This is a genomic window from Pseudaquabacterium rugosum, assembly GCF_038066575.1.
GTDB lineage: Bacteria > Pseudomonadota > Gammaproteobacteria > Burkholderiales > Burkholderiaceae_C > Pseudaquabacterium > Pseudaquabacterium rugosum.
Genome location: NZ_JBBUTF010000003.1, coordinates 302,747 through 328,711 on the forward strand (window position 1 = coordinate 302,747; position 25,965 = coordinate 328,711).

Sequence of the window (25,965 nt, forward strand, 5' to 3'; positions counted from 1 at the left end):
ACGCCAACATGGGCCATGCCTTCGGCATTTTTATGGCCCATGTCGGTACCCTGCACTCGCTTCGCTCCTTCCGGCGCCGCTTACCTTTGGCGTTAGGCCTCCTACTCTTCCACTCTGCGTCACAACATACGATGAAAACACTAACCGCGCTCGCTATCGCATCGGTCGCACTGTCCGCAAACGCAGTGCCCCTTGAATTGAACTTCGACGTTAGGCTGGACAGGGTCTACTCCTACGATGGCGCGCCATTCTCCGGGCTGTCGGTCGGCGACGTTCGGTCCATGAGCATTTCCTTTGACAGTTCAGTCATCGCAAACTGGAGCGAAGTCAACCCCTGGGGCTCGGGTACCGCACGACTCCACAGCTTTCTCGCGGGACCGGTTCAAGTGGTGTCCCCTTATGAGGCCTTTGTGCCAACGAGCCCGTTCGCTGTCCCAATTCCAACCGACTACTCAGCCGAGGGCATTACCGCAAATGAGAGGGGCAGCGGCCCACTGGCAAATATCTGGTATGAGGACTTGTGGGTAACTAGGCAATTCAGCCAGTATCAGACACCCTCGCCTGATGGCAGCAGCTCGTATCACTATAAGTTCAACATGCACTGGAACAGAACCAACTACGACTATGCGCCAGGTGCCTTGTACTACTTCACGGCCCAAGAGGTCACCAACCTACTTGATCGAGCCCTTAATGAGGGCACCACCTTTAGCGTTAGTCAGGATGCCTATATTCAGTTCGTCTCTGGCGCTGCAACTGGGTTCGACCTCGATGGCACCGCAACTCTTCGTGGCTATCGCGTGCTTGCTATTCCGGAACCAAGTAGCGTAATACTAACAATTTTTGGCCTGCCAATCCTCATCCTGGTTCGTGCAAGAGCCATCACCAAGGAAGCGCCCTTTCACGATACAACTGCAACACCAAAATTCAAATTCGTGGCCTAACAGGGTGGTCAAGCTGACGCCAACAAGGGCCATGCCTTCGGCATTCTCATGGCCCTTGTCGGTTCCCTCCACTCGCTTCGCTCCTTCCGGCGCCGCTTACCTTGGGCGTTAGGCCTCCGTCATTTAGGCTCCATCCAACACGCAAGCCACCATGCCTGTTTCAGAATCGATCAAATCCGAATACACCGAGTTAAGTGCACCTCCAGCTGGGGCTGAGGCGACCTGGTACAGAAACCGTGGATATCGCTTTGAAAGATTGCTTGTTAATTTGCTTCACGCAGACTCGCTCGACCCACGCACCAGTTACAAGGCTCCTGGAGAGCAAATTGATGGATCATTCTTTCTAGATGGAACCGTCTTTCTTTTGGAAGCCAAGTGGCACAAAGACCCCGTACCAGCCTCGACCCTTTATCAATTTAAGGGCAAAGTTGATGGGAAGCTAGTCGGAACCATCGGTATTTTTTTGTCGATGTCAGGCTACTCAAAAGACGCTGTCGATGCCCTCACACTTGGAAAAAGCCTTAATCTAATCCTGTTCGATCAACACGACATTGACGCCGCGATAAACCGCGACCTAGGCTTCAAATTCGTACTCAAACGAAAACTCCGCCAAGCAGCCGAAGAGGGCGTAGTGTATTTCCCCACAGATGTCGAAGTTGTCACAGGAAGCGCTGCAAGTCAGGTGGATATTGAACGTCTTTCTTTCGATTCAGCAACAGGAAGTGTTTTCTCTCAGCACCCCCCATCAGCACATGCCACTGACCTCATCGTTGTATGCGAGGGCGAGTTGGATCGTGAACTGCTGACCTTCTTTGCAGGAAAGATATTAGCCAGAGAGGGATCACTTAAATCAATCAGAATTGTCGCAGCAAAAGGCAAGGTCTCAGCACCTAGAGTCGCCAATGCTGTCCGGGCACTCGGCTCGGAAAGGACGAAAGTACTCTTCGTAATTGATGGAGATGGCGATGTTCAGATGTCCCGTGATATGCTCAAGCGAGGTGTGGATTTCGAGAACTGGGATGCAGCCATTCCAGAAGGCGAAATTGAAGACTGGATAGGCCTAGATAGACGAACACTGAAACCCTCTGGGGCTGGAAATATGAGAACTGTGTATTTGAACGCAGCAGAGGGAATTGACATCCAACAGCTTCGTAACTCTGACAGCGCTTTTGCCGCTTTTTATGCAGCAGTCGCAGAGGCCTAACTGGGCGGTCAAGCGGACGCCAACAAGGCCCATGGCTTCGCCATTTTCATGGGCCTTGTTGGTGCCCTCCACTCGCTTCGCTCCTTCCGGCGCCGCTTACCTTGGGCGTTAGGCCTTTCGCTGTGACGACACTGCTTCATGAAGTCTGGGAAGAGCCAGACAAAAACGGTCAAATGCTTCCTGGGCTATGTCTAGCCGGGCCGCATGGAAATGACTTTCGCTCACTTCTAGAGCCAGGAGCTCGACTTGTCGCAACATTTGAGGCCTCTTGCCATTTCGAGGCGATGAACAAGTATTACCAGTTTTTCGACTATGGTGAATACACCTCCGAAGAGCCTTGGGACTACACGCCATACCCAAAGGAATGGGCCGTAACTTAAGGTTGCGCAGCGGTGGCGCAAATGGCCATTGCCCGAGTATTCTGGACACTCCAACCTAACGGTCAACACATGCAAAACCCCATTCGCACACGCCGCTGGCCTAACTGGTTGGTCAAGCTGACGCCAAAAGCTTCGCTTTCGGTGCCCTCCACTCGCTTCGCTCCTTGCGGCGCAGCTTACCGTGGGCGTTAGGCATCATACCGACCTCCCAACGCCCGGAAAGACAGAGCCGCGAGCTTCGCGCCGGCGCACAAGGGTGTACCTGTATAGACTGACTCCATCAGTAAACCAAACAGTCAAATGCACGACATCGAAGCGGCTTGGGGCAACAGCGGAGTCCTGGCGTTCCCAATCGATATCAGCGCCGTCTTGGCACACATGCATCAAGACATGCGCGACGACTGGTTCTTCGACCCCATCCAGCACCAGGATCTGTTTGCGAATCAGAAGAGCCTCAAAGAGGTTGTCACTGAGTTGTTGCTCGAAGGCAATGGCAGATATCTTGGCTCAATTCGGCAGGTTTATGATATTCCGAAGAAGGGCCTCGGAATACGCTATTCCCTGGAGACCGACTTCTACGACAGATTTGTATATCAAGCAGTTTGCTCCTACTTGATTCCATTCTTTGACCCAATACTCTCACCCAGAGTGCTCGGCCATCGATACAACAAGCGACGCAAGGAAGAGAAGTACCTCTTCAAGAATCGGATCGAACTCTGGAGAACCTTTGAAGGCGTCACTTACACGGCCCTGCGAAACGATCAAGCCCTCCTTGCCACCGATCTAATCAACTATTTCGAAAACATCTCTGTTGAGCTAATCCAACGGTGCTTCGAGACCGCACTTTCAACGCTGGAAGCTACAGGGCCGGAAAAGCTAAAAATCCGAAACGCGATACAGACACTGTGTGAACTCTTGACCCGCTGGGGATACAGCAGTCGTCACGGGTTACCACAAAACAGAGACGCCTCATCATTCATCGCAAACGTCGTTCTAAACTCTGTGGATCACAAGATGTGCTCGATGAACTACGACTACTTTCGGTACGTCGATGACATCCGCATAATTTGCAAGAGCGCGCCCGAAGCAAAGAGAGCTCTGATCGATCTTATTGCCGAATTGCGAACGGTTGGGATGAACATAAACTCCGCAAAGACAAAGATCCTCACTTCCACAAGCAGCGAATCTGAGATCGCGGACTTCTTTCCGAACAGCGACGATCGCAGCGTGACGATCGACAACATGTGGCGATCACGCAGCCGCCGCACAATCGCCAGGTCGGCCACTTACATCTTCCAACTGCTTGAGGAGTGCATTGCCAAGAAGGAGACTCAAAGCAGACAGTTCCGATTTGCCGTGAATCGACTATGCCGGCTTGCCGACGCAAAGCTATTTGATATTCAGTCACCGATTGCAGCCCAACTGGTGGAACTAATTCTCGAATCACTAGAGGACCACCCAGCCTCAACAGACCAATACTGCCGCCTCCTGTCCATGCTGAATCCACCGACTGATGCACTGGACCGGATTGAGCGGTATCTGCGAGACCACAGCAGATCGATTCATTCCTGGCAGAACTACCATCTATGGTTTGTCATTGCCAAACGCAGACACAAGACAGAAGAACTCGTCGAACTAGCCAATCTTAGAATTACCAACCAACTGTTGGCGCCGGAAGTTCCAGCAATCTTTGTCTACTTATCATGCGTCGGAGAGTCAGCAAGACTGGCGCCGCTGGTTGAGAGATTCAGCACAAGCTGGCCTTACTATCACCAGCGCTGCTTTCTTCTCGCCACCAGCGATTTGGACCGAGCAGACCTCAAGCCACTTGTTGAGAAGCTAGGCCCCAAAGTCCGAAACACAGTCCATCGGGCACTTCCGTACTTCAAGGCCGGGAAACCTATCGCAGAGCCAGAGAGGTCAAGCGTCATTAACCTCTACGACGACATTAGCCCTTACGACTGAGCCCATGGTCAAGGTACTCTTGTTCCAGAAAGACTATACCGACCGCCTGTTTGATCGGTACTTTATCTTGGCGGACGGCACGCTGCGGGAGACGCACCCGACGGAGTTGGCCAAGGACGACGCGCACTTCATTTGCCACGACTACTGGCTGATTGCCAGAAGTCTCTTTCGTAGTGCCGGCGCCCTGCCTCAAAGTGTGCTTGACCTTGAAGACTATCGGGTCTCCACTTGCGGATTCAGAGACGAGAGAAGAAGAAGAGAACAGGTAGATATATCTCGGTCACTTGCCGGCATAGGACCGCGACAGGATGTACTGAAGAGGTACGTCGCTATATTCAATCGCACTGAACCTCTCGATCTTGCAGTCTATGAGGAAGTGGGCTCGGCGATGCTCGCACACTGGCAGACACTAGAAGCTGCGGCCATTCGGACAGGCGAGGCAGCTCGATACTCCAAGCTGGAACAACCAGTCAGCAAGTATTTGATCGAGTCAGCCGTGGAGGGAATCGCCATAGATCAAGTACGCCTGCGACAACATAAGAAAAACATCGAGCACGAGTACTATATGGCACTTAAGCAATTCTCCACCAAATACTCACTCCCAATTGAGGTACCCAGCGACGAGGATGTAATCGAATACCTTACGCCGCTTGGGTTTGACTTCACTGACGTGAATGTCGACTACGTGATTGAATTCGTTCCTAGCGAGTTTGGTGCCGATCTGAAATCTCTCAAGAAGCTGGCGAACTCACGACAACTCTTGTCGGCTATACCCTTTAGTCAGCAGCGGATTCATCCAATTGTCGACTGCTTCGGTTCCGTAACTTCGCGGATTTACTTCAAGGATCCGTCCCTGCAAAATCTCGCCAAACGGCATCGAGACATCGTGTGCGCCGATGCGGGAAAGGTTCTATCCTATGTCGACTACGATCAGTACGAAGTTGGAATAATGGCCGCGCTCTCGGAGGATCCCGTCCTATTAGCACTCTACTCCGAGGGTGATCTATATCAGAAGGTCTCCGAAAGTCTGTTCTGTAGCGCGACAATGCGGAAACAAGCAAAGCGACTCTTCCTTTCGTACGCATACGGCATGAACTTTAAGAGTCTGATCGATGCGGCCGTTGCGTTTGGCGCTCAACGTTCAGCTGCAAGGGCGTTCTTCCGTAGCTTCTCGATCTTTGAGAACTGGAAGCTTCAGGTATGCCAGAAGTTTAAAGACGAGGGCAGGATCGGAACCAGCTTCGGCAATTATCTGAATAGAGTTAGAGACGGGGATTTGTCTCCGTCTGAGAAGCGATCTGCCGTAAGTCAAGTGGTTCAGGGAACGGCTTCTCTCATTTTCAAGAAGGCACTACTTCGACTTAGTGATGACAGTGCGCTAGAGTTGAAAATACCAATGCATGACGCGGCACTGGTGCAGCATTCCCCGGAGTACGACTCGAAGAACCTTGTACGAGCGTTTTCTGAGGTAATGTCAGAACACTTCTCACACCGAATTGTTGGCAAGGCGTCACTCGATCTATACGCGCCACCCGCAGTATGAATGCACGGCAGCGGTAGTTGAATGACGCCTAACCCCTTGCTCAGAATTTAAGCTTCGACTACCCCTCAAGCAAAGGATCCCCACCATGCACGACCCCAAGAAAATCGAATCCGCCGTCCTCGCCCTGCTGGGCGCGTTCGAATTCGACAACGGCCGTGTGTGGAAACGCTACGACTTCGGCGTGATGGATGCGCTGGCCGAGCAGGGGCTGATCACCGATCCCCGCGGCCGGGCCGAATCGGTGCACCTGACGCCGGAAGGTCTGGCTCGGGCCAAGGCCCTGGCCGACCAGATGTTCGGCCGCTGAAGGCCCTCGCGGCCCCTCGCGCTGCGGCGGCCCTGCCCGCCCGCGCCTCAGCCCGGACGGCCCCTCACCCCTCCGCCCTGCGCACCGCCAGCCGCTGCACATACCGCGCCCGTGTGCCGTCCACATGCGCGGCCATCAGGGCCCTGAAGCCGGCGAAGTCGCCGGCGTCGAACTGCGCCAGCAGCGCGATGTGCTGTTCGTGGCCGCGGCTGTCGGCCACGTCGCCGGGGGCGGACAGGTGGGTGCGCAGCGTGGCGATGCGGGCGGCGGCGGTGGCGTAGGCGGCCTGCATGTAGGCGTTGCCGCAGTGGGCGAAGAAGGCCTCGTGCAGGCGGGTGTCGGCGCGGCTGTAGCGCACGGGGTCGCGGGCGCTGCGGGCGGTGTCCATCTCGGCGATGGCGGCCTGCAGGCTGGCGCGGGTGCCGGCGGGGTCGTGGGCCCAGGCCAGTTCGGCGGCGGCGGGCTCGACGGCGCAGCGGAACTGGCACAGGGCGGCGATGTCGGCCTCGGTGGGCTCGAAGACATAACTGCCGCGTTGTGGGCGCACGATCACCAGGCCCTGCATCTGCAGCTGGTTCAGCGCCTCGCGCACGGGGGTGCGGCTGACGCCGAACTGCGTGGCCAGCTGCTCCTCGGGAATCATCGCGCCGAGTGCGAACTCGCCATCGACGATGGCTTCGCGCAGGCGCTCGGCCACGCGGGTGGCCAGGGACTTGGACGTCTCGATCTTGAAGCGGGCGTCGGCGGGCAAGGGGCAGGCTCGGGCTGGGTGGATCCGGGGGCGCGGCGTGGGCGGCGGGCGCCGCAGTCTGTCACAGGCCGGTGCGGGCCGATGCCGGGCGACGCGGGCGGTGCCGCCTGGCGCACGGCCGCACCGCCCGCGTCGCGATGGTCCCCGCGGCGGCGTTGCGGGCGCATCGGGGCTTGCACCAGTGCCCTAGTACCTTGCATACAAGACAGAATGAATCCGTCCTGACGCCCACGGATCCGCCATGTCCCGCTCCGATCTGCCTGCCGCTGGCGCCGCCGCGGCCTCCCACCTCGCCCCCACCCTCACATCCGGCCTCGCAGCCACCGATGGCGGCGCCGCCGCCCTCGACCACCTGCTGGCACTGCGCGCCGCCCTCGGCGAGGCCGCCGTGCTGATCGGCGATGCGGTGCCCGAGCGCAACCGCAACGACAACAGCTCGCAGCTGCCGGTGCGCCCCTTGGCGGTGGTGCGGCCGGCCGATGCGCAGGGCGTCAGCGCCGCGCTGCGGGCCTGTGCCGCGGCCAGGCTGAAGGTGGTGCCGCAAGGCGGGCTGACCGGCCTGTGCGGCGGCGCCCGGCCGGAGGACGGCTGGGTGGCGCTGAGCCTGGAGCGCATGGTCGGCGTGCAGGAGGTGGACACCGCCAGCAGCACGATGACGGTGTGGGCCGGCACGCCGCTGGAGGCGGTGCAGCGCGCCGCCGACGCGGCCGGCCTGTACTTCGCGCTGGATCTGGGCGCGCGCGGCTCGTGCGCGATCGGCGGCAACCTGTCGACCAATGCGGGCGGCAACCGCGTGATCCGCTACGGCATGGCGCGTGAGCTGGTGCTGGGCCTGGAGGTGGTGCTGCCCGACGGCACCGTCATCACCAGCCTGAACAAGATGCTGAAGAACAACGCCGGCTTCGACCTGAAGCAGCTGTTCATCGGCAGCGAGGGCACGCTGGGCGTCATCACCCGCATCGTGCTGCGCCTGCACGGCAAACCCAGGTGCACGATGGCCGCGCTGTGCGCGGTCGATGACCACGACGGCGTGCTGGCCCTGCTGAACGCGGCGCGCTCGGGCCTGGGGCCGCTGCTGTCGGCGTTCGAGGTGATGTGGCCGGATTACTGGCAGGTGGTGACCGAGCGCGCCAAGGTGCAGGCCGCCGTCGCCCCTGGACATGGCCGTTACGTGCTGGTCGAGGCCCAGGGCACCGATGAATCGGTGGACGCCCCGCGCTTCCAGGCCTGGCTGGAGGCGCTGATGGAGCAAGGCCTGCTGAAGGATGCCGCCGTGGCCCAGAGCCTGTCCGACGTGCAGGGCTTCTGGGCGCTGCGCGATGCCTGTGCCGAGTTCTTCCAGGTCATCGGCCCGCACATCAGTTATGACGTGTCGCTGCCCATCGGCGCCATCTCCGACTACGCGCGCGAGTGCAAGGCCGCGCTGCTGGCCGAAGGCATCGCCGGCCGCCCGGCCGGCGCCGGCATCGAGAGCATCTACTACGGCCACATCGGCGACAGCAACCTGCACCTGGTGGCCTGGAGCGACGGCCTGAGCCTGCCCGAGCAGCCCAAGGCGCGGATGGACGCGGTGATCTACGGCCTGGTGCAGAAGTACGGCGGCAGCGTCTCGGCCGAGCACGGCATCGGCACGCAGAAGCGCAAGTGGCTGGGCCACAGCCGCAGCGAGGCCGAGATCGCGCTGATGCGCACGCTCAAGAGCGCGCTGGACCCGCAGGGGCTGCTGAACCCGGGCAAGGTGATCTGAGCATGGGCCGGGTGGTCGACGGCCTGTTCAAGGCGGCCGAGGCAGTGCTGGCCGCCCTGCTGCTGGCCATGGTGCTGATGGTCTTCGGCAACGTGGTGCTGCGCTACGCCTTCAACGGCGGCATCACGGTCAGCGAGGAGCTGTCGCGCTTCTGCTTCGTCTGGCTGGTGTTCATCGGCGCGGTGGTGGCCATGCGCGAGGGCGCCCACCTGGGCATGGACACGCTGGTGGCCCGCCTGGCGCCGCGCGGCCAGCGCCTGTGCCGCATCGCCAACGAGCTGCTGGTGATCGCCTGCTGCGCGATGTTCTTCTGGGGCACGGTGCGCCAGCACGAGGTCAACGCCACCAACAGCGCGCCGGTGACCGGCCTGTCGATGATCTGGGTCTTCGGCATCGCCTACGTCACCAGCCTGGGCATCGGCCTGCTGGCGGCGCACCAGCTGTGGCGGGTGATCAGCGGCCGCATGCCCGATGCCGAGCTGGTCGCCATCCGCGAGACCGAGGAGACGCTGCCCGCCGCCCCCCGCCCCGCCCAGGAGCTGCGCGCATGACGCTGAGCCTGTTCACCCTGTCGCTGCTGGGCGCGATGGCGCTCGGCGTGCCGATCGCCTTCGCGCTGCTGGTCTGCGCGGTGGTGCTGATGCTGGCCACCGGCCAGGTCGACACCACCGTCATCTCGCAGAAGGTGATCGAGGGCGCCGACAGCTTCCCGCTGCTGGCCATCCCCTTCTTCATGCTGGCCGGCGAGCTGATGAACGCGGGCGGCATCAGCAAGCGCATCGTCGACGTGGCGCTGGCCTGGGTCGGCCACATCCGCGGCGGTCTGGGCCTGGTGGCCATCTTCGCCGCGGTGGTGATGGCGGCCATCTCGGGCAGCGCGGCGGCCGATGCGGCGGCCCTCGGCACGCTGCTGATCCCGATGATGCGCAGCGCCGGCTACGACGTGCCGCGCGCCGCCGGCCTGATCGCCGCCGGGGGCGTGATCGCGCCGGTGATCCCGCCGTCGATCGGGCTGATCGTCTTCGGCGTGATCGCCAACGTGTCGATCGGCAAGCTGTTCCTGGCCGGCATCTTCCCGGGCCTCTACATGGGCCTGGCCCTGGTGCTGACCTGGCTGTGGGTGGCACGGCGCGACCGCGTGCAGGTGCTGCCGCGCCAGGACGGCCGCGCCCGGCTGAAGGCCGCGCTCGACGGCATCTGGGCGCTGTTGATGCCCGCGGGCATCATCGGCGGCCTGAAGTTCGGCATCTTCACGCCGACCGAGGCCGGCGTGGCCGCCTGCGTCTACGCCTTCGTCATCGGCGCCTTCGTCTACCGCGAGCTGCCGCTGCGCCGGCTCTACCCGATCCTGGTCAGCGCGGCCAAGAGCACGGCGGTGGTGGTGTTCCTGATCGCCTGCGCGCTGGTCAGCGCCTGGATCATCACGCTGTCCGAGGTGCCGCAGCAGGTGGCCGATCTGCTGGCGCCGTTCACCGGCTCGCCCATCCTGCTGATGGCGGTGATCATGGTGATCGTGGTCATCGTCGGCACCGCGCTCGACTTCGCGCCGACGCTGATGATCCTGACGCCGGTGCTGATGCCGGTGGTCAAGCAGGCCGGCATCGACCCGGTGTACTTCGGCGTGCTGTTCATCATGAACAACGCCATCGGCCTGATCACGCCGCCGGTGGGCATCGTGCTCAACGTGATGTGCGGCGTGGCCCGCATTCCGCTGGGCAGCCTGATGCGCGGCCTGTGGCCCTTCCTCTGGGCCGAGCTGGCCGTGCTGGCGCTGCTGGTGCTGTTCCCCTCGCTGGTGATGGTGCCGCTGGGCTGGCTGCGCTGAGCCGGCCCTGACCTCGACCCACAACGATCCATCCAAGGAGACGACATGACCCACAGGACCCTCCTGCGCACCGCCGGCCTCGTGCTGACCGCCGCCGCCGCCACGCTCGCCGCGGGCACCGCCCAGGCCCAGTTCCAGGAGCGCAACCTGCGCCTGTCCAGCGGCTCGGGCAAGGACCATCCGACCGGCAACGGCATCGTGAAGATGGCCGCCTGCGCGCTGGCGAAGTCCGGCGGCAAGCTCAGGATCACGCCCTACTGGGACAACCAGCTGGGCAACGACAACACCGCCACGCAGAGCGTGCGCTCGGGCTCGATCGACATGGTGGTGCCGTCGACCGCGCCGCTGGTCAGCATGGTGCCGGAGCTCGGCGTGCTGGACCTGCCCTTCCTGTTCGCCAGCGAGACCGAGGCCGACCAGGTGCTCGACGGCAAGGCCGGGGCCTGGTTCAACGCCAAGCTGCCGGCCGTCGGCCTGGTCAACCTGGCCTACTGGGAGAACGGCTTCCGCAACGCCACCAACAGCAAGCGGCCGATCCAGCGCATCGAGGACTTCAGTGGCCTGAAGATGCGCGTGATGCAGAACCCGGTCTACATCGACACCTTCAAGGAGCTGGGTGCCAACGCGGTTCCGATGGCCTTCAGCGAGGTGTACTCGGCGCTGGAGACGCGCACCGTCGATGGCCAGGAGAACCCCTTCGCGCTGATCGACAACATGAAGTTCTACGAGGTGCAGAAGTACCTCAGCCTGACGCGCCACTCGTATGCCGCGCTGGCCATGCTGATGAGCAAGAAGACCTGGGACGGCCTGAGCCCGCAGGAGCAGGAGACGATGAAGACCTGCGCCGCCGAGGGCCGCGACGAGCAGCGCAAGGTCAGCCGCGCCAAGGCCGGCAGCACGCTGGAGGGCCTGAAGTCCAAGGGCATGCAGGTCAACGACATCGCGCCGGCCGAGATGGCCCGCATCCGCGACAAGGTCAAGGTCGTCTACGAGCACCAGGCCAAGGCCATCGGCAGCGAGTCCCTCGGCCTGGTGATGGGCGAGCTCAAGCGCATCCGCGGGCAGTGAGCCGGGCCCGTCGAAACCACGGCGGCGCCGGCCCGTCTGGCGCCCCCCATCCTGCGAGGAGTGCGCGGTGAATGACCGTCATCCTGAGGTGCCACAGAGGCCCGACGCGCCGGTGGTGCTGATCACCGGCGCGGCCCAGGGCATCGGGCGCGGCCTGGCCGAGGCCTTCGCCGCACAGGGCGCGCGCCTGGTGCTGGGCGACCGCGACGAGGCCGGCGTGCAGGCAGTGCGCGATGCGCTGCGCGCGGCCGGCCAGGCGGCCGAGGCGCTGCGCTGCGACATCACCCAGGCCGCCGACAACGCGGCCCTGGTGGCCTGCGCGGTGCGCACCTGGGGCCGGCTGGACCTGGCCATCTGCAATGCCGGCATCAGCCAGATCAAGCCCTTCATGGCGCTGGAAGCGGCCGACTGGCAGCGCATGCTGGACATCAACGTCACCGGCACCTTCCTGACGCTGCAGGCCGCCGCCCGCCAGATGCGCGAGCAGCCCGCCCTGGTCGAGGGCCGCCCACGCGGCAAGATCCTGACGCTGGCCAGCATCGCCGGGCGGCCCGGGGCCGGGCCGATCGCCAGCGTGATCGCGCCCTACCGCGCCAGCAAGGCCGCGGTGATCAGCCTGACGCAGAGCGCGGCCTACACGCTGGCGCCAGACGTGACCGTCAACGCGCTGTGCCCCGGCATCGTCGACACCGACATGTGGGCCCGCATGGACCGCGACTGGACGGCGATGACCGGCCAGGCCCGCGGCGAGGCCTTCAACAGCCGCGTGGCCGCCATCCCGATGGGCCGCGCCCAACGCCCACAGGACGTGGCCGACCTGGCGCTGTACCTGGCCTCACCGGCCGCCGACTACATGACCGGCCAGTCGATCAACATCGACGGCGGGCTGATGATGAGCTGAGGACGCCCGACGCCCGACGCCCGACGCCCGACGCCCGACGCCCGACGCCCGACGCCCGACGCCCCGAAGGATCATCGATGACCGCCCCCTCCGCCGCCCACGCCCTGCGCGCCCTGCTGGACCAGGGCACGATCGTCCGCGCCCCGGGCGCCTATGACGCGCTGACCGCGCGCATCGTCGCCCAGGCCGGCTTCGAGGCGGTCTACATGACCGGCTTCGGCGCCACCGCCGCCCGCCTGGGCCAGCCCGACATCGGCCTGCTGACGCAGACCGAGATGTGCACCCATGCGCGCGACATGGTGCGCGCCGTCGCCCCGCTGGGCGTGCCGGTGATCGCCGATGCCGACACCGGCTACGGCGGCCCCAGCAACATCGCGCGCACCGTCGACGAGTACCTGCAGGCCGGCGTGGCCGCCATCCACCTGGAGGACCAGGTGGCGCCCAAGCGCTGCGGCCAGATGGCCGGCATCCGCCTGATCGACGCGGCCGAGAACGCCCGCCGCCTGCGCTGCGCCGTCGCCGCCCGCGGCAGCCGCGACCTGCTGCTCATCGGCCGCACCGATGCGCTGCCGGCCGTCGGCATCGACGAGGCCCTGGACCGCGCGCGCCGCTACCAGGATGCCGGCGTGGACCTCGTCTTCGTCGACGGCATCAAGACCGTGGCCGAGGTCGAGGCCGTCGCGCGCCGGCTGCCGGGGCCCAAGGTGGTGTCCATCGTCGACGGCAACGAGACCACGGCGCTGAGCACGGCCGATCTGCAGGCCATGGGCTTCGCCGTCGTGTTCCACGCGGTGACGGCGCTGTTCAGCGCCACCCGCGCCGTGCAGCAGGCGATGGCCACGCTGGCGGCCGACGGCACGCCGCGCGCCGTGCCCGGCATCAGCTATGCCGACTTCAGCCGCGTGGTCGATCTGGCCGCGCACCAGCGGCTGGACGCCGAATTCGGGGCCTGAGGGACGCGGTGCGGGGCGGTGTGGCGGCAGGCCTTTCAACGCCCTTCAACGCGCCAGCCAACGCAGCACCGCACCGGCCAGCGGCCGGGCCGGCGGCAAGGCCAGCGTACGCCGCACAGGCGGATCCATCGTCGCCAGCATCAGCTGGCGGAAGGCGCCCTGCAGGCCCCAGGGCACGGTCAGCGTCACCACGTCGCGCAGGCACAGACGGGCCAGATGTTCGCCCTGCGGGGTATGGCCGAGGTGGTGCGCCTCGTAGTCGCTGCGGGCCGCCCACCAGGCATCAAGGTCGAGGGGCAGATCGGGCACGCCCATCGCCCGGCCCACGCCCAGCCAGAAGTCCAGCAGCAGCGCCTGCTCGGCGGCCGACAGACGGTGGCGGGCATGGGCGGCGTTCCAGCGCAGCGGCTCCAGGAAGAACTCGCCCAGCACATAGCGGTAGTCGGCGGCAGCGGCCGGCAGGCCGTCGTGGGCACGGCGCAGGCGCTGCACGGCGGCCTGGCCTTCAGGCGTGTCCAGGCCGTGGTCGATCAGGGTGCGCAGCGTCTGGCGGGTGCGGGCCAGGCGGTCGCGCGTCTGGTCGGCCAGCTGGGTGTGGCCGTAGAGCAGCGGCACCAGATGAGAGACGCCCATCATGCGGATCAGCGCCAGATAGGTGCCGGCACGCAGGCTCATCCGGTGACGGCCGTAGTACAGCGCGTGGACGGGGCTGAGGCCGGACGGCGCTGCGGCGGTGACGGCCGGCGGCGGCCCGCGGTCAGGCGCGGGGCTGGCGCCCGCCGGACGGGCGGCTTCAGCGGACGGGTCAGGTCGGGCATTCATCGTCGGCCGATTCTCCCGTCTTCGGCCCGGTGTGCGGCGACGTGGGGCTGGCGCCGCCGGTGGTGGCGTCGTCCGTGAAGGCGGCCGCGGCCGGCGCCAGCTGCGCCAGCCAGGCCGCCCAGCGCGGATGGTCCTCGACCGGCGCCCCGCCCTGCCCGACGCCCGCGCGCAGCAGCGCCGACGGGTGCCAGGCGACGAGCACCGCCCGGCCGTCCGCCCGCCGATGGAGCCCGCCGGCGCGTGGCACGGCGCCATCGGCATCGGCCGCGCCCAGCAGGGCCCGCGCCGCCGTCTGCCCGAGGGCCACGATCAGCGGCGGATCGACGGCGTCGACCTCGGCCTCCAGCCAGTCCAGGCAGGCGGCCAGCGCGGCCTGCTCCGGCGTCTTGTGGATGCGGCGGCTGCCGCGCAGGGTGTGGTGGAAGTGCTTGACGGCATTGGTCACGTACAGCGCCTCGCGCGGCCAGCCGAGCGCGGCGATCGCCTGCTGCAGCAGCTGGCCGGCCGGGCCGACGAAGGGCCGGCCGGCACGGTCCTCGTGGTCGCCGGGCTGCTCGCCGACCAGCATCACCTCGGCCCGCGGGTGGCCGCGGCCGAAGACGGTCTGCGTCGCGCAGGACGCGACCGGGCAGCGATCACAACGGGCGGCCTGAGCGGCCAGGTCCTTCAGGCGGGCGCGGGCCGCGGCCTTGTCGGCGGCGAGGGTGACCGGGTCAGCCGGCGGCGCCATCGCCGCATCGGCGGTCGCGCTTCCGGCAAGCTCTGGCGTTAGTTCGATATCAGCCGAGGCCGATGCCAGCGTGACTACCGGGCGCGGCCGCGGCAGCCGGCGCGTGGTGTCGGCCGCATGGGCCGTCATCTGCCAGGTGCGCCGGGCGGACTCGCGCAGCAGCGGCGCGGCCACCGCCATCTCGGGCAGCGCGGCGTGGTAGCGCGTGGGGATGTGGCGCTGCATCAGCCGCGGATTGGCGCGGGCCGGGTTGAAGGTGGCGCGGTAGTAGGCCAGCCACAGCGCCTCGCCGGCGTCGGCCGGCGGGGCGTCCTCGCGCCGGGCGGGCGGGCCGTGGTGCAGGCGCTCGCGGTCCCAGGCGACGCTGCCCTGCGGGGTCAGGATCGCCCAGTGCATGGCGGCGAAGCGCTGCTGGAAGAACGGCGCGGCGGCCCGCACGATCGGGTGGGCGGGCTCGTACCAGGCGATCCAGCGGTCGGTGGCCGGGGGGTCGGTCGCGGTGTTGGCCGTGGCGATGGCCGAAGCCGAAGCCGGGGGCTCGACCGCCTCCCGCAGCGGGCGGAAGCGCACGAAGGCATGCATGCGGTGGATCTCGCCGCGGATCTCGCGCGCGCGGCGCTCCAGCAGCAGGCGCTCGGGGTGCAGCGTGTCGTCCCAGACCCTCGGGTCGGCGTGCAGCTGCAGCGCCAGGCGATGCAGACGCGCCCGCGTGTCGGGTGCGTCGTGCAGCGCGGCGTGGCGCAGCAGCGCGTCGAAGCCGGCGGGCCAGCGTGCGGGCATCGACGTGCGGCGGGCGGCCGCCGCCGGAGCCGGCCCGTCCTCGGGCCGCGGGCCATCCGCCGCCTGGGCGGGGGCCGTCCCGTCCTCATCCGCCGCCTCGAACAGACCGCCCTGCCGCGGCCGGCCGTCGTCCCAGTCGACGGTCTCGGGGTCGACACCGGCGGCGACCAGGCGCAGCAGCGCGGCGCGCAGGCCGTCCACGTCATCGGGCCCCTGCAGGCGCACCCGGACGGGACCGCCATCACGGCCGCACGCCGGCTCCTCAGGCCTCACGTCAGCGACTCGAACAGGTCCTGCTGCACCGGCTGCGGTGCCGGCGCCGCGGCCCTGCCCTCGTGTTCACCACCACCACCACCACCACCACCACCGCCACCGCCACCCTCACCCCCCGCCCCCTCGCCCAGCGCCCGCGCCAGCCAGCGCCGGCGGGCGTCCTCGTCCGGCCGGTGGTCGGGCAGCGCGACGAAGCCCAGCGCGCGGCGTGCCGCGCTGCCCAGGCGCTCGATGTCGGCGCGGCGCAGGCTGCGGGTGCGGCGGGCGGCCAGCAGGCGCTCGACCGACTGCTGGCCGAAGCCGGGCACGCGCAGCAGCAGCTCGCGCGGCGCGCGGTTGACGTCGACCGGGAACTGCTCGGGATGGGCCAGCGCCCAGCCCATCTTCGGATCGACGGCCAGCGACAGCATGCCGCCCTCGGTCACCAGCTCCTGCTCGTCGAAGCCGTAGAAGCGCATCAGCCAGTCGGCCTGGTAGAGCCGGTGCTCGCGCATCAGCGGCGCGGCATGGGCGGGCAGCCGCGCGCTGGCATGCGGGATCGGGCTGAAGGCCGAGTAGTAGACGCGCTTGAGCCGGTGCCGGCGGTACAGGCCGACGCTGGTGCGCAGGATGGCGCGGTCATCGCTGGCATCGGCGCCGATCACCATCTGCGTGCTCTGGCCGGCCGGCGCGAAGCGCGGCGGCCGGGCGATGCGCGGCCGCGCGCCGGGCAGCGCGCGGATGGCCGGCTGGGTGCCGGCCTCGGCCGTGCGCTCGTCGAGCCGGTGGCGGATGCGGGCCATCGAGCGCTCGATGCCGGCGGCATCCTTCTCGGGCGCCAGGGCCTGCAGCGCCTGCTGGTCGGGCAGCTCGATGTTGATGCTCAGCCGGTCGGCGTGGCGGCCGGCGCGCTCCAGCAGCTCGGGCGCGGCGTCCGGGATGGTCTTGAGGTGGATGTAACCGCGGAAGTGATGCTCCTCGCGCAGGCGGCGGGCCACCTCGACCAGCTGCTCCATCGTGTGGTCGGGCGAACGCACGATGCCCGAGCTGAGGAACAGGCCCTCGATCAGGTTGCGGCGGTAGAAGTCCAGCGTCAGCGCGACCACCTCGTCGACGGTGAAGCGGGCGCGCGGCACGTCGGAGCTGACGCGGTTGACGCAGTACAGGCAGTCGTACTGGCACCAGTTGGTCAGCAGGATCTTCAGCAGCGACACGCAGCGGCCGTCCGGCGTGTAGCTGTGGCAGATGCCCATGCCGGTGGTCGAGCCCAGGCCCTGCTGGTCGCGTGAATCGCGCCGGGGCGCCGCGCTCGACGAGCAGGAGGCGTCGTATTTGGCGGCATCGGCCAGGATGGCCAGCTTGTGCAGGACGTCGGGCATGACTGTATTTTCATACAGTCTCCGGCCTGCGCCGCCAAGGCCGTGCCGGACGGCGGGACGAGGCGATGCAGGCGCGGGTCAGGGCGGCGTCAAGGCGGCAGCCGCCAGTCCGGCAGATCGCCGACCACCCAGTCGGCGATCGCGCGCAGCTCGGCACCGAAGGCGGCGTGGGCCGGGTGCCGCTGGAAGCGCTGCAGCGCAGCGGCATCGGCGAACACGCCGGCCTCCATCAGCTGCCAGCCCTTGCGGGTGTCGGCATTCCAGTCGGCGCGCCAGGCCAGGATGCCGGCGGCCGCGCCGCCACAGGCCGCACCGAGCGCGGCCATGCGCTGGCGGGTCGCCTCGCGCTGCGCCTGCGGCACGCCATCGTGGAAGCGCACCAGCACCACGTGCAGCAGGGGCGCGTCCGTCGGCGCACCGGTCAGCACGTCCGGTGCGCCGGAGGCCAGCGTCACCGGCCGCCCTCAGCCTTCGAGCTCGAACGAGGCCTCGTCGCGCCAGTAGGCGACGGCCTCGAACCAGCCCAGCCAGACGCAGCCGCTGCAGCCCTTGCCGCAGCAGCCGAGGGGCTCGGGCGGCGGCTCGCGCAGCGTGATGCCGCGCTGCGCGGCCTGGCGCTGCAGGTGCGCGATGACGGCCAGGCCGGTGTCCCGGTCCTCGATCGCGAAGCTCATCGGCGGGGGGTCAGCCGACCCACTTGCGGGCGTTGCCGAACATGCGCTGCCACGGGCTGGCGGCGGCGATGTCGCCGGTCGTCCAGCTCATCTGCGCATTGCGGAACACGCGCTCGGGGTGCGGCATCAGCACGGTGAAGCGGCCATCGGCGGTGGTCACCGAGGTCAGGCCGTCCGGGCTGCCGTTCGGGTTGAGCGGATAGACCTCGGTCGGCTGGCCGTGGTGGTCGACATAGCGCATCGCGCGCTGGACCTGGGCCGCATCGCCGCGCTGGCTGAAGTCGGCATAGCCCTCACCATGGGCGACCGCGATCGGCAGCCGGCTGCCGGCCATGCCCTGGAAGAAGATGGACGGGCTGTCCAGCACCTCGACCTGGGCGTAACGGGCCTCGAACTGCTCGCTCTTGTTGCGGGTGAACTTCGGCCAGAACTGCGCGCCCGGGATGATCGGCGACAGCGCGGCCATCATCTGGCAGCCGTTGCACACGCCGAGCGCGAAGGTGTCGGCGCGGTTGAAGAAGGTGGCGAAGGCCTCGGCCAGCACCGGGTTGAACAGCACCGAGCGGGCCCAGCCCTCGCCGGCGCCCAGCGTGTCGCCGTAGCTGAAGCCGCCGCAGGCCACCAGGCCCTGGAACTGGCCGAGCTGCGCGCGGCCCGACTGCAGGTCGCTCATGTGCACGTCGAAGGTGTCGAAGCCCGCACGGGCCATGGCGTAGGCCATCTCCATGTGCGAGTTGACGCCCTGCTCGCGCAGGATGGCCACCGCCGGACGCGCCAGGTTCAGGAAGGGCGCGGCCACGTCCTGCGCCGGATCGAAGCTCGGGCGCACCTGCAGGCCCGGATCGCCGTCGGCACCGACGGCCGCATGCTCGGCATCGGCGCAGGCCGGGTTGTCGCGCAGGCGGGCGATGCGCCAGCTGACCTCGTCCCAGGCCTGCTGCAGCGTGCGCAGCGGCTGGCTGAAGACGGTGCGGGTGTCGAGCTGCACCTCGACCACGCGGCGGGTGTTGGGCATGCCCACCACGTGGCTGACGGCGCTCAGGCCGTGGCGGCGCAGCAGGCCCAGCAGCTCGTCGCGGCGCGCGCGCGGCACCTGCAGCACGACGCCCGGCTCCTCGTTGAACAGGGCCTTGAGCATCAGCTCGTTGCGGCGCTCGCCGACCTGGGCGGCCCAGTTCTTCGAGTCGCCGGAATCGGCGCGGCTGTCGGTGATGCCGTCACCCTCGGTGCACAGCAGATCGACGTTCAGGCTGACGCCGGTCTGGCCGGCGAAGGCCATCTCGGCGGCGGCGGCCCACAAGCCACCGTCGCTGCGGTCGTGGTAGGCCAGCAGCAGGCCGGCGGCCCGCGCCTCGTTGACGGCGGCCACCAGGGCCTTGAGCTGGGCGGCGTCGTCCAGGTCGGGCACGCGGTCGCCGAACTGGCCCAGCACCTGGGCCAGCATGCTGCCGCCCATGCGGTTGCGGCCATTGCCCAGGTCGACCAGGATCAGGGCCGAATCGACGGCCTGCAGCTGCGGCGTCAGCGTGCCGCGCACGTCGTCCAGCGTGGCGAAGGCGGTGACGATCAGGCTGACCGGCGCGGTCACCTGCTTGCCGCCCTCGGCATCGCTCCACTTGGTGCGCATCGACAGGCTGTCCTTGCCGACGGGGATGCCGATGCCGAGCGCCGGGCACAGCTCCATGCCGACGGCCTTGACGGTGTCGTACAGCGCGGCGTCCTCGCCGGCCTCACCGCAGGCGGCCATCCAGTTGGCGCTGAGCTTGACCTGGGCCAGGTCCAGCGGCGCGGCCAGCAGGTTCAGGATCGCCTCGGCCACGGCCATGCGGCCGGAGGCCGGCGCGTCCAGCGCGGCCAGCGGCGTGCGCTCGCCCATGCTCATCGCCTCGCCGCGCAGGCCGGCGTAGTCGGCCAGCGTGACGGCGCAGTCGGCCACCGGCACCTGCCAGGGGCCGACCATCTGGTCGCGGTGGCTCATGCCGCCGACGGTGCGGTCGCCGATGGTGATCAGGAAGCGCTTGCTGGCCACCGTCGGGTGGCGCAGCACGTCGAGGCCGACCTGCTCCAGGCGCACGCCGGTCAGCGCCAGCGGCGCCTCGGTGCGGGCCACGCGGGTGACGTCGCGGTGCATCTTGGGCGGCTTGCCCAGCAGCACGTCCATCGGCATGTCGATGGCGCGCTCACCGCCGGGGCCGTCCTCCAGGATCAGCTGGCGCTCGTCGGTGGTGACGCCGACCACCGCGTACGGGCAGCGCTCACGCGCGGCCATCTGCTCGAACATCGGCATCAGATCCGGGTTGATCGCCAGGACGTAGCGCTCCTGGCTCTCGTTGCACCAGATCTCCTTCGGGGCGAGGCCGCTTTCCTCCAGCGGCACCTGGCGCAGGTCGAAGCGCGCGCCCTTGCCCGCGCCGTCGACCAGCTCGGGGAAGGCGTTGGAGATGCCGCCGGCGCCCACGTCGTGGATGGCGACGATGGGGTTGTTCTGCCCCAGGGCCCAGCAGTGGTTGATCACCTCCTGGGCGCGGCGCTCGATCTCGGGGTTGCCGCGCTGCACGCTGTCGAAGTCGAGCGCGGCGGTGTTGGTGCCCGCGGCCATCGAGCTGGCGGCGCCGCCGCCCATGCCGATGCGCATGCCCGGGCCGCCCAGCTGCACCAGCAGCGTGCCGGCGCCGAAGGGCAGCTTGTGGGTCTGGTTGTCGCTGATGGTGCCCAGACCGCCGGCGATCATGATGGGCTTGTGGTAGCCGCGCACCACGCCGGCCACCGGCTGCTCGAAGGCACGGAAGTAGCCGCCCAGATTGGGCCGGCCGAACTCGTTGTTGAACGCGGCGCCGCCCAGCGGGCCGTCGATCATGATCTGCAGCGGGCTGGCGATGTGCTCGGGCTTGCCGGACAGGCCGCGCTCCCAGGGCTCGGCCAGGCCGGGCAGCTGCAGCGCGCTGACGCTGAAGCCGGTCAGGCCGGCCTTGGGCTTGGCGCCACGGCCGGTCGCGCCCTCGTCGCGGATCTCGCCGCCGGCGCCGGTGGACGCGCCGGGGAAGGGGCTGATGGCCGTCGGGTGGTTGTGGGTCTCCACCTTCATCAGCACGTGCGCGGTCTCGGCGCGGGTGCCGTACTTCGGCGCGTTGGTGTAGCCCTCGGGCAGCCAGCGCTCGACCGGGCCGCCGCGCATCACGGCGGCGTTGTCGCTGTAGGCGACGATGCTGTGGGCCGGCTGGCCGCTGGCCTGGGCCGCCGCGTCCAGCAGCTTCTCGGTGTTGCGGATCATGCCGAACATCGACAGCGGCTGGCGCTCGCCGTCGATGCTGAAGTCGGCGTTGAAGATCTTGTGGCGGCAGTGCTCGGAATTGGCCTGCGCGAACATCATCAGCTCGACGTCGCTGGGGTTGCGGCCGAGCTGGCGGAAGTGGGTGACGAGGTAGTCGATCTCGTCGTCGGACAGCGCCAGGCCCCAGTCGCGGTTGGCCTGCTCCAGCGCCCCACGGTCGGCGCCCAGCACATCGACATGGGCCAGCGCCTCGCCCTGGCGTTCGGCGAACAGGCGACGCGCGTCATCGCGGGCGGCGGCGGCCGATTCGGTCATGCGGTCGTGCAGCAGCGCGGCGCAGCCGGCCCATTCCTCGGTCGACAGCGGCTTGGCCGAGCCCAGCAGCGGCGACTTCAGCTGCAGCCGGAACTCGGTCACGCGCTCGACGCGGTGCAGATCGAGACCGCAGTTGCGGGCGATGTCGGTCGCCTTCGAGGCCCAGGGCGACAGCGTGCCCAGGCGCGGCATGACGACGATCAGCGCGCCCTCGTCGCCACCGGCGTAGGGGTCACCGTAGGCCAGCAGCGCGGCCAGCTTGTCCACCGCCTCGCGCGCCGGCGGCGTGCCGTCGGCCGCCGCCGCGCTGACCCAGTGCACGTGGCGCGCGACCACGCCGACAACGCGCGGGCACACGGCCTGCAGCTGCGGCAGCAGCGCCTGGGCGCGGAACGGCGACAGGGCGTTGCCGCCCTCGAAGTGCATCAGATGGTGGTGGGTGGCCGACATGGGGGCTTCGGGGCAGCGGGCAGGTGGGGCGGGAGCGCCGCGGCACGCGTCGCGACGACGCGGCGGTGCACAGCGCACGCCGGCGGCTGCTGGCGCAGCCGGGCAGCAGACCCCGGAGCCGGACACAACGCCGGCCGCAGGGTCTACGGGAAACCCGGGATTCTAGCTTTGAGGTGGGATAATCCCGCCCCATGGCCATCACGATCAAGTCCGCTGCCGACATCGAGGGCATGCGCGTCGCCTGCCGCCTCGCCTCCGAGGTGCTGGACATGCTGACCCCGCACGTGCGCCCCGGCGTCACCACCAACCAGCTCGACCAGCTGGCCCACGACCACATCGTGGGCGTGCAGGGCGCGATCCCGGCGCCGCTGAACTACCAGCCGCCGGGCTACATGCCCTACCCGAAGTCGATCTGCACCTCGGTCAACCACGTGGTCTGCCACGGCGTGCCGAACGACGAGCCGCTGAAGAACGGCGACATCGTCAACCTCGACATCACCGTCATCAAGGACGGCTGGCACGGCGACACCAGCCGCATGTTCGTCGTCGGCGAGGGCTCGATCGCCGCGAAGCGCCTGTGCTCGATCACCTACGAGGCGATGTGGCGCGGCATCGCCAAGGTGCGCCCGGGCGCCCGCCTGGGCGACATCGGCCACGCGATCCAGACCTTCGCCGAGCGCCAGGGCTTCTCGATCGTGCGCGAGTTCTGCGGCCACGGCATCGGCCTGAAGTTCCACGAGGAGCCTCAGGTGCTGCATTACGGCCGCCCCGGCACGCTCGACGAGCTGGTGCCCGGCATGTGCTTCACGATCGAACCGATGATCAACCTCGGCAAGCGCGAGATCAAGGAAGACCGCAAGGGCGGCAAGTACGACGGCTGGACCATCGTCACCAAGGACCGCTCGCTGTCGGCGCAGTGGGAGCACACGGTGGTGGTGACCGACAGCGGCCACGAGGTGCTGACGCTGTCGGCCGGCAGCCCGCCGCCGCCGGAGTTCATCACCGCCGCCGCCCCCGCCGCCTGAGCCGGGGCGCGCCCATGGTGAGCCCGCAGCCGTCCCCGGGGAGCGCCGAGGCACCGGCGGCCGTGCCGCTGGACATCGCCGCGCTGCGCACGCAGTACCGCGAGGCCAAGCAGGCGCTGCTGGCGCAGTTCATGGCCGCACGGCCGGTGCCGCAGCAGGCGCAGCGCCTGATCCGCGAGATGACGCGGCTGGCCGATGCCACGCTGACGCGGCTGTGGAGCGGCTGCGGCCTGCCGGCCGACGCCGCGCTGGCGGCCGTCGGTGGCTACGGCCGCGGCGAGCTGCTGCCCTACAGCGACATCGACGTGCTGGTGCTGCTGCCCGACGGCGCCTCGCCCGAGACCGATGCGGCGCTCAAGGATGCGCTCGAGCGCTTCATCACCGCCTGCTGGGACACCGGGCTGGAGATCGGCAGTTCGGTGCGCACGGTGGCCGACTGCGTGGCCGAGGCGCGCGCCGACGTCACCGTGCAGACCGCGCTGCTGGAAAGCCGCTGGCTGTGTGGCGAGCGGCCGCTGGTGGCTGCCTTCCAGCAGGCCACCACGGCGGTGGTCGATCCGCGCGCCTTCTACCGCGCCAAGCTGCTGGAGATGCAGCAGCGCCACACCAAGTACGAGGACACGCCCTACGCGCTGGAGCCCAACTGCAAGGAAAGCCCCGGCGGCCTGCGGGACCTTCAGGTGCTGCGTTGGGTGGCCGGCGCCGCCGGCCTGGGCCGCAGCTGGGCCGAGATGGCCGCCCACGGCCTGCTGACCCCGTTCGAGGTGCGCCAGCTGCAGCGCCACGAGGGCACGCTGACGCTGATCCGCGCCCGTCTGCACGCGGTGGCCCGCCGGCGCGAGGACCGGCTGGTGTTCGACCTGCAGACCGCCGTGGCCGAGAGCTTCGGCTACCGCCACACCAAGGCCCAGCGCGCCAGCGAGGTGCTGATGCACCGCTACTACTGGGCGGCCAAGGCGGTCACGCAGCTCAACCAGATCCTGATGCTCAACATCGAGGAGCACCTGGCCGGCGACTGCGTGACCCCGCTGCGCCAGATCAACGCGCGCTTCTTCGACCGCGCCGGCATGCTGGAGGTCGCCCACGACGACCTCTACCGCGAGAACCCGCACGCCATCCTCGAGACCTTCCTCGTCTTCGAGCAGACGCCGGGCATCGAGGGCCTGTCGGCCCGCACGCTGCGTGCGCTGTACAACGCACGCGACCTGATGGACGCGGCCTTCCGGCACGATCCGATCAACCGCGAGCTGTTCCTCGACATCCTGCGCCAGCCCCAGGGCATCACGCACGCCTTCCGGCTGATGAACCAGACCTCGGTGCTGGGCCGTTATCTGTGGGTCTTCCGGCGCATCGTCGGGCGCATGCAGCACGACCTGTTCCACGTCTACACCGTGGACCAGCACATCCTGATGGTGCTGCGCAACGTGCGGCGCTTCTTCATCCCCGAGCACGCCCACGAGTACACCTTCTGCAGCCAGCTGGCGGCCAACTGGGGCGAGCCCTGGCCGCTGTACGTGGCCGCGCTGTTCCACGACGTGGCCAAGGGCCGCGGCGGCGACCACAGCGAGCTCGGCGCGCGCGAGGTGCGCCGCTTCGCCCGCGACCATGCCCTCGATCGTGAGGACACCGCGCTGGTGGAGTTCCTGGTGCGCCACCACCTGACGATGTCCACCGTCGCGCAGAAGGAGGACCTGTCGGACCCGGACGTCATCCGCGCCTTCGCCGACAAGGTCGGCGACGAGCGGCACCTGACGGCGCTGTACCTGCTGACGGTGGCCGACATCCGCGGCACCAGCCCCAAGGTCTGGAATGCGTGGAAGGGCAAGCTGCTGGAGGACCTGTACCGGCTGACGCTGCGCGCGCTCGGCGGCGCCCGGCCGAACCAGGACGCCGAGCTCGACGCGCGCAAGCAGGAAGCGCGGCAGACCCTGGCCCTGCACAGCGCGCTGCCCGGCACCGAGGAGCCGCTGTGGAAGACGCTGGACATCAGCTACTTCGCCCGCCACGAGGCCGCCGACATCGCCTGGCATGCACGCATGCTGTGGCGCCATGTCGACCGCCCGGAGACGGTGGTGCGCGTGCGGCCCTCGCCGATCGGTGACGGCCTGCAGGTGCTGGTCTACTCGCCCGACCGGCCGGATCTCTTCGTGCGCATCTGCGGCTGGTTCGACAGCGCCGGCTACAGCATCCAGGACGCCAAGATCCACACCAGCCGCAGCGGCTGGGCGCTCGACACCTTCCAGGTGGTGCACCCGCACTGCGAGGACCGTGACCAGAGCTGCTACCGCGACCTGATCACGCTGGCCGAGCACCAGCTGGCCGTCGCGCTGGCCAGCGAGGCGCCCCTGCCCGAGCCCGGGCGCGGCCGCGTCTCGCGCCGGGTCAAGTCCTTTCCGGTCACGCCACGGGTCTCGCTGCGGCCCGACGAGCGGGGCCAGCGCTGGCTGCTGTCGGTCAGCACCAGCGACCGCTCAGGTCTGCTGTATGCACTGGCCCGCGTGCTGGCCCGCCACGGCGTCAACCTGCAGCTGGCCAAGATCTCGACGCTGGGCGAGCGGGTGGAAGACACCTTCCTCGTCAACGGCCCGGCGCTGCAGCACACCCGCACCCAGCTGCAGATCGAGAGCGAGCTGCTGGACGCGGCCGCGCCGCGCTGAGCCGCACCTGAGCCGGGCCGGGCCG

20 protein-coding genes are annotated in these 25,965 nt (G+C 67.7%); 13 read left to right on the forward strand and 7 right to left on the reverse strand.

Annotated features, from left to right (window positions below; genetic code table 11):
- Positions 1-8 precede the first annotated feature (8 nt).
- The 5 genes from AACH11_RS03915 to AACH11_RS03935 all read left to right on the forward strand — a co-directional run bounded on the left by AACH11_RS03915 (position 9) and on the right by AACH11_RS03935 (position 6,340).
- A complete protein-coding gene (locus AACH11_RS03915) occupies positions 9-941 on the forward strand; it encodes a hypothetical protein (protein WP_341372889.1) in 933 nt (310 codons plus the stop codon).
- Between the two features lie 151 nt (positions 942-1,092).
- Entirely contained in the window at positions 1,093-2,145 is a 1,053-nt protein-coding gene (locus tag AACH11_RS03920) for a restriction endonuclease (RefSeq protein WP_341372890.1), read from the forward strand.
- Positions 2,146-2,825: 680 nt separating this feature from the next.
- On the forward strand, positions 2,826-4,490 hold the full coding sequence (locus tag AACH11_RS03925) for an RNA-directed DNA polymerase (protein ID WP_341372891.1): 1,665 nt from the start codon (positions 2,826-2,828) through the stop codon (positions 4,488-4,490).
- A 4-nt stretch (positions 4,491-4,494) separates the two neighbouring features.
- A complete protein-coding gene (locus tag AACH11_RS03930) occupies positions 4,495-6,033 on the forward strand; it encodes a DNA polymerase (protein WP_341372892.1) in 1,539 nt (512 codons plus the stop codon).
- Positions 6,034-6,118: 85 nt separating this feature from the next.
- Complete coding sequence (locus AACH11_RS03935; protein WP_341372893.1) at positions 6,119-6,340, forward strand: DUF6429 family protein; 222 nt, start codon at positions 6,119-6,121, stop codon at positions 6,338-6,340.
- A 64-nt stretch (positions 6,341-6,404) separates the two neighbouring features.
- Here the strand turns inward: AACH11_RS03935 and AACH11_RS03940 are convergent, their stop codons facing one another.
- Positions 6,405-7,091 carry a GntR family transcriptional regulator gene (locus AACH11_RS03940; RefSeq protein ID WP_341372894.1) on the reverse strand — a complete coding sequence of 229 codons (687 nt, stop codon included), beginning with the start codon at positions 7,089-7,091 and terminating at the stop codon, positions 6,405-6,407.
- A gap of 241 nt (positions 7,092-7,332) precedes the next feature.
- Between AACH11_RS03940 and AACH11_RS03945 the strand changes: the two genes are divergently transcribed.
- The 6 genes from AACH11_RS03945 (at position 7,333) to AACH11_RS03970 (ending at position 13,585) form a co-directional block, all read left to right on the forward strand.
- Positions 7,333-8,838, forward strand: coding sequence for an FAD-binding oxidoreductase (locus AACH11_RS03945; protein WP_341372895.1), 1,506 nt, complete (start codon positions 7,333-7,335; stop codon positions 8,836-8,838).
- Between the two features lie 2 nt (positions 8,839-8,840).
- Positions 8,841-9,389: a TRAP transporter small permease gene (locus tag AACH11_RS03950; RefSeq protein WP_341372896.1), complete on the forward strand. Its 549-nt coding sequence runs from the start codon at positions 8,841-8,843 to the stop codon at positions 9,387-9,389.
- The gene (locus AACH11_RS03955) at positions 9,386-10,663 is read left to right on the forward strand and encodes a TRAP transporter large permease (protein WP_341372897.1); all 1,278 of its coding nucleotides are present in this window, start codon (positions 9,386-9,388) and stop codon (positions 10,661-10,663) included. The genes AACH11_RS03950 and AACH11_RS03955 overlap by 4 nt, the downstream gene beginning before the upstream one ends.
- Positions 10,664-10,708: 45 nt before the next feature.
- Positions 10,709-11,731, forward strand: coding sequence for a TRAP transporter substrate-binding protein (locus tag AACH11_RS03960; protein WP_341372898.1), 1,023 nt, complete (start codon positions 10,709-10,711; stop codon positions 11,729-11,731).
- Between the two features lie 67 nt (positions 11,732-11,798).
- A complete protein-coding gene (locus AACH11_RS03965) occupies positions 11,799-12,632 on the forward strand; it encodes an SDR family NAD(P)-dependent oxidoreductase (protein WP_341372899.1) in 834 nt (277 codons plus the stop codon).
- 77 nt (positions 12,633-12,709) lie between these two features.
- Entirely contained in the window at positions 12,710-13,585 is an 876-nt protein-coding gene (locus AACH11_RS03970) for an isocitrate lyase/PEP mutase family protein (protein WP_341372900.1), read from the forward strand.
- A gap of 45 nt (positions 13,586-13,630) precedes the next feature.
- Here the strand turns inward: AACH11_RS03970 and AACH11_RS03975 are convergent, their stop codons facing one another.
- The 6 genes from AACH11_RS03975 to purL form a co-directional block, all read right to left on the reverse strand.
- The gene (locus AACH11_RS03975; RefSeq protein WP_341372901.1) at positions 13,631-14,407 is read right to left on the reverse strand and encodes an oxygenase MpaB family protein; all 777 of its coding nucleotides are present in this window, start codon (positions 14,405-14,407) and stop codon (positions 13,631-13,633) included.
- A complete protein-coding gene (locus AACH11_RS03980) occupies positions 14,391-16,118 on the reverse strand; it encodes a UdgX family uracil-DNA binding protein (protein WP_341372902.1) in 1,728 nt (575 codons plus the stop codon). The genes AACH11_RS03975 and AACH11_RS03980 overlap by 17 nt, the downstream gene beginning before the upstream one ends.
- A 68-nt stretch (positions 16,119-16,186) precedes the next feature.
- The gene (locus tag AACH11_RS03985; RefSeq protein ID WP_341372903.1) at positions 16,187-17,548 is read right to left on the reverse strand and encodes a putative DNA modification/repair radical SAM protein; all 1,362 of its coding nucleotides are present in this window, start codon (positions 17,546-17,548) and stop codon (positions 16,187-16,189) included.
- Positions 17,549-17,637: 89 nt separating this feature from the next.
- Positions 17,638-18,003 (reverse strand): Dabb family protein, encoded by a 366-nt coding sequence (locus tag AACH11_RS03990; protein ID WP_341372904.1) that lies wholly within the window; start codon positions 18,001-18,003, stop codon positions 17,638-17,640.
- A 9-nt stretch (positions 18,004-18,012) separates the two neighbouring features.
- On the reverse strand, positions 18,013-18,222 hold the full coding sequence (locus AACH11_RS03995) for an oxidoreductase-like domain-containing protein (protein WP_341372905.1): 210 nt from the start codon (positions 18,220-18,222) through the stop codon (positions 18,013-18,015).
- Between the two features lie 10 nt (positions 18,223-18,232).
- Positions 18,233-22,258, reverse strand: a complete 4,026-nt coding sequence (gene purL / locus AACH11_RS04000; protein ID WP_341372906.1) for a phosphoribosylformylglycinamidine synthase — start codon at positions 22,256-22,258, stop codon at positions 18,233-18,235.
- Positions 22,259-22,449: 191 nt separating this feature from the next.
- Here purL and map point away from each other — a divergent pair, with 191 nt between their 5' ends.
- Both map and AACH11_RS04010 read left to right on the forward strand, forming a co-directional pair.
- On the forward strand, positions 22,450-23,283 hold the full coding sequence (map, locus tag AACH11_RS04005) for a type I methionyl aminopeptidase (RefSeq protein WP_341372907.1): 834 nt from the start codon (positions 22,450-22,452) through the stop codon (positions 23,281-23,283).
- A gap of 14 nt (positions 23,284-23,297) precedes the next feature.
- Entirely contained in the window at positions 23,298-25,940 is a 2,643-nt protein-coding gene (locus tag AACH11_RS04010) for a [protein-PII] uridylyltransferase (protein WP_341372908.1), read from the forward strand.
- Positions 25,941-25,965 lie beyond the last annotated feature (25 nt).

Bases quoted from the DNA above. Each gene is read 5' to 3' on its own strand.
- AACH11_RS03915 (WP_341372889.1), top strand. From the start codon at position 9: ATGGGCCATGCCTTCGGCATTTTTATGGCCCATGTCGGTACCCTGCAC.
- AACH11_RS03920 (WP_341372890.1), top strand. From the start codon at position 1,093: ATGCCTGTTTCAGAATCGATCAAATCCGAATACACCGAGTTAAGTGCA.
- AACH11_RS03925 (WP_341372891.1), top strand. From the start codon at position 2,826: ATGCACGACATCGAAGCGGCTTGGGGCAACAGCGGAGTCCTGGCGTTC.
- AACH11_RS03930 (WP_341372892.1), top strand. From the start codon at position 4,495: ATGGTCAAGGTACTCTTGTTCCAGAAAGACTATACCGACCGCCTGTTT.
- AACH11_RS03935 (WP_341372893.1), top strand. From the start codon at position 6,119: ATGCACGACCCCAAGAAAATCGAATCCGCCGTCCTCGCCCTGCTGGGC.
- AACH11_RS03945 (WP_341372895.1), top strand. From the start codon at position 7,333: ATGTCCCGCTCCGATCTGCCTGCCGCTGGCGCCGCCGCGGCCTCCCAC.
- AACH11_RS03950 (WP_341372896.1), top strand. From the start codon at position 8,841: ATGGGCCGGGTGGTCGACGGCCTGTTCAAGGCGGCCGAGGCAGTGCTG.
- AACH11_RS03955 (WP_341372897.1), top strand. From the start codon at position 9,386: ATGACGCTGAGCCTGTTCACCCTGTCGCTGCTGGGCGCGATGGCGCTC.
- AACH11_RS03960 (WP_341372898.1), top strand. From the start codon at position 10,709: ATGACCCACAGGACCCTCCTGCGCACCGCCGGCCTCGTGCTGACCGCC.
- AACH11_RS03970 (WP_341372900.1), top strand. From the start codon at position 12,710: ATGACCGCCCCCTCCGCCGCCCACGCCCTGCGCGCCCTGCTGGACCAG.
- AACH11_RS03975 (WP_341372901.1), bottom strand. From the start codon at position 14,407: ATGAATGCCCGACCTGACCCGTCCGCTGAAGCCGCCCGTCCGGCGGGC.
- AACH11_RS03985 (WP_341372903.1), bottom strand. From the start codon at position 17,548: ATGCCCGACGTCCTGCACAAGCTGGCCATCCTGGCCGATGCCGCCAAA.
- AACH11_RS03995 (WP_341372905.1), bottom strand. From the start codon at position 18,222: ATGAGCTTCGCGATCGAGGACCGGGACACCGGCCTGGCCGTCATCGCG.
- purL (WP_341372906.1), bottom strand. From the start codon at position 22,258: ATGTCGGCCACCCACCACCATCTGATGCACTTCGAGGGCGGCAACGCC.
- map (WP_341372907.1), top strand. From the start codon at position 22,450: ATGGCCATCACGATCAAGTCCGCTGCCGACATCGAGGGCATGCGCGTC.
- AACH11_RS04010 (WP_341372908.1), top strand. From the start codon at position 23,298: ATGGTGAGCCCGCAGCCGTCCCCGGGGAGCGCCGAGGCACCGGCGGCC.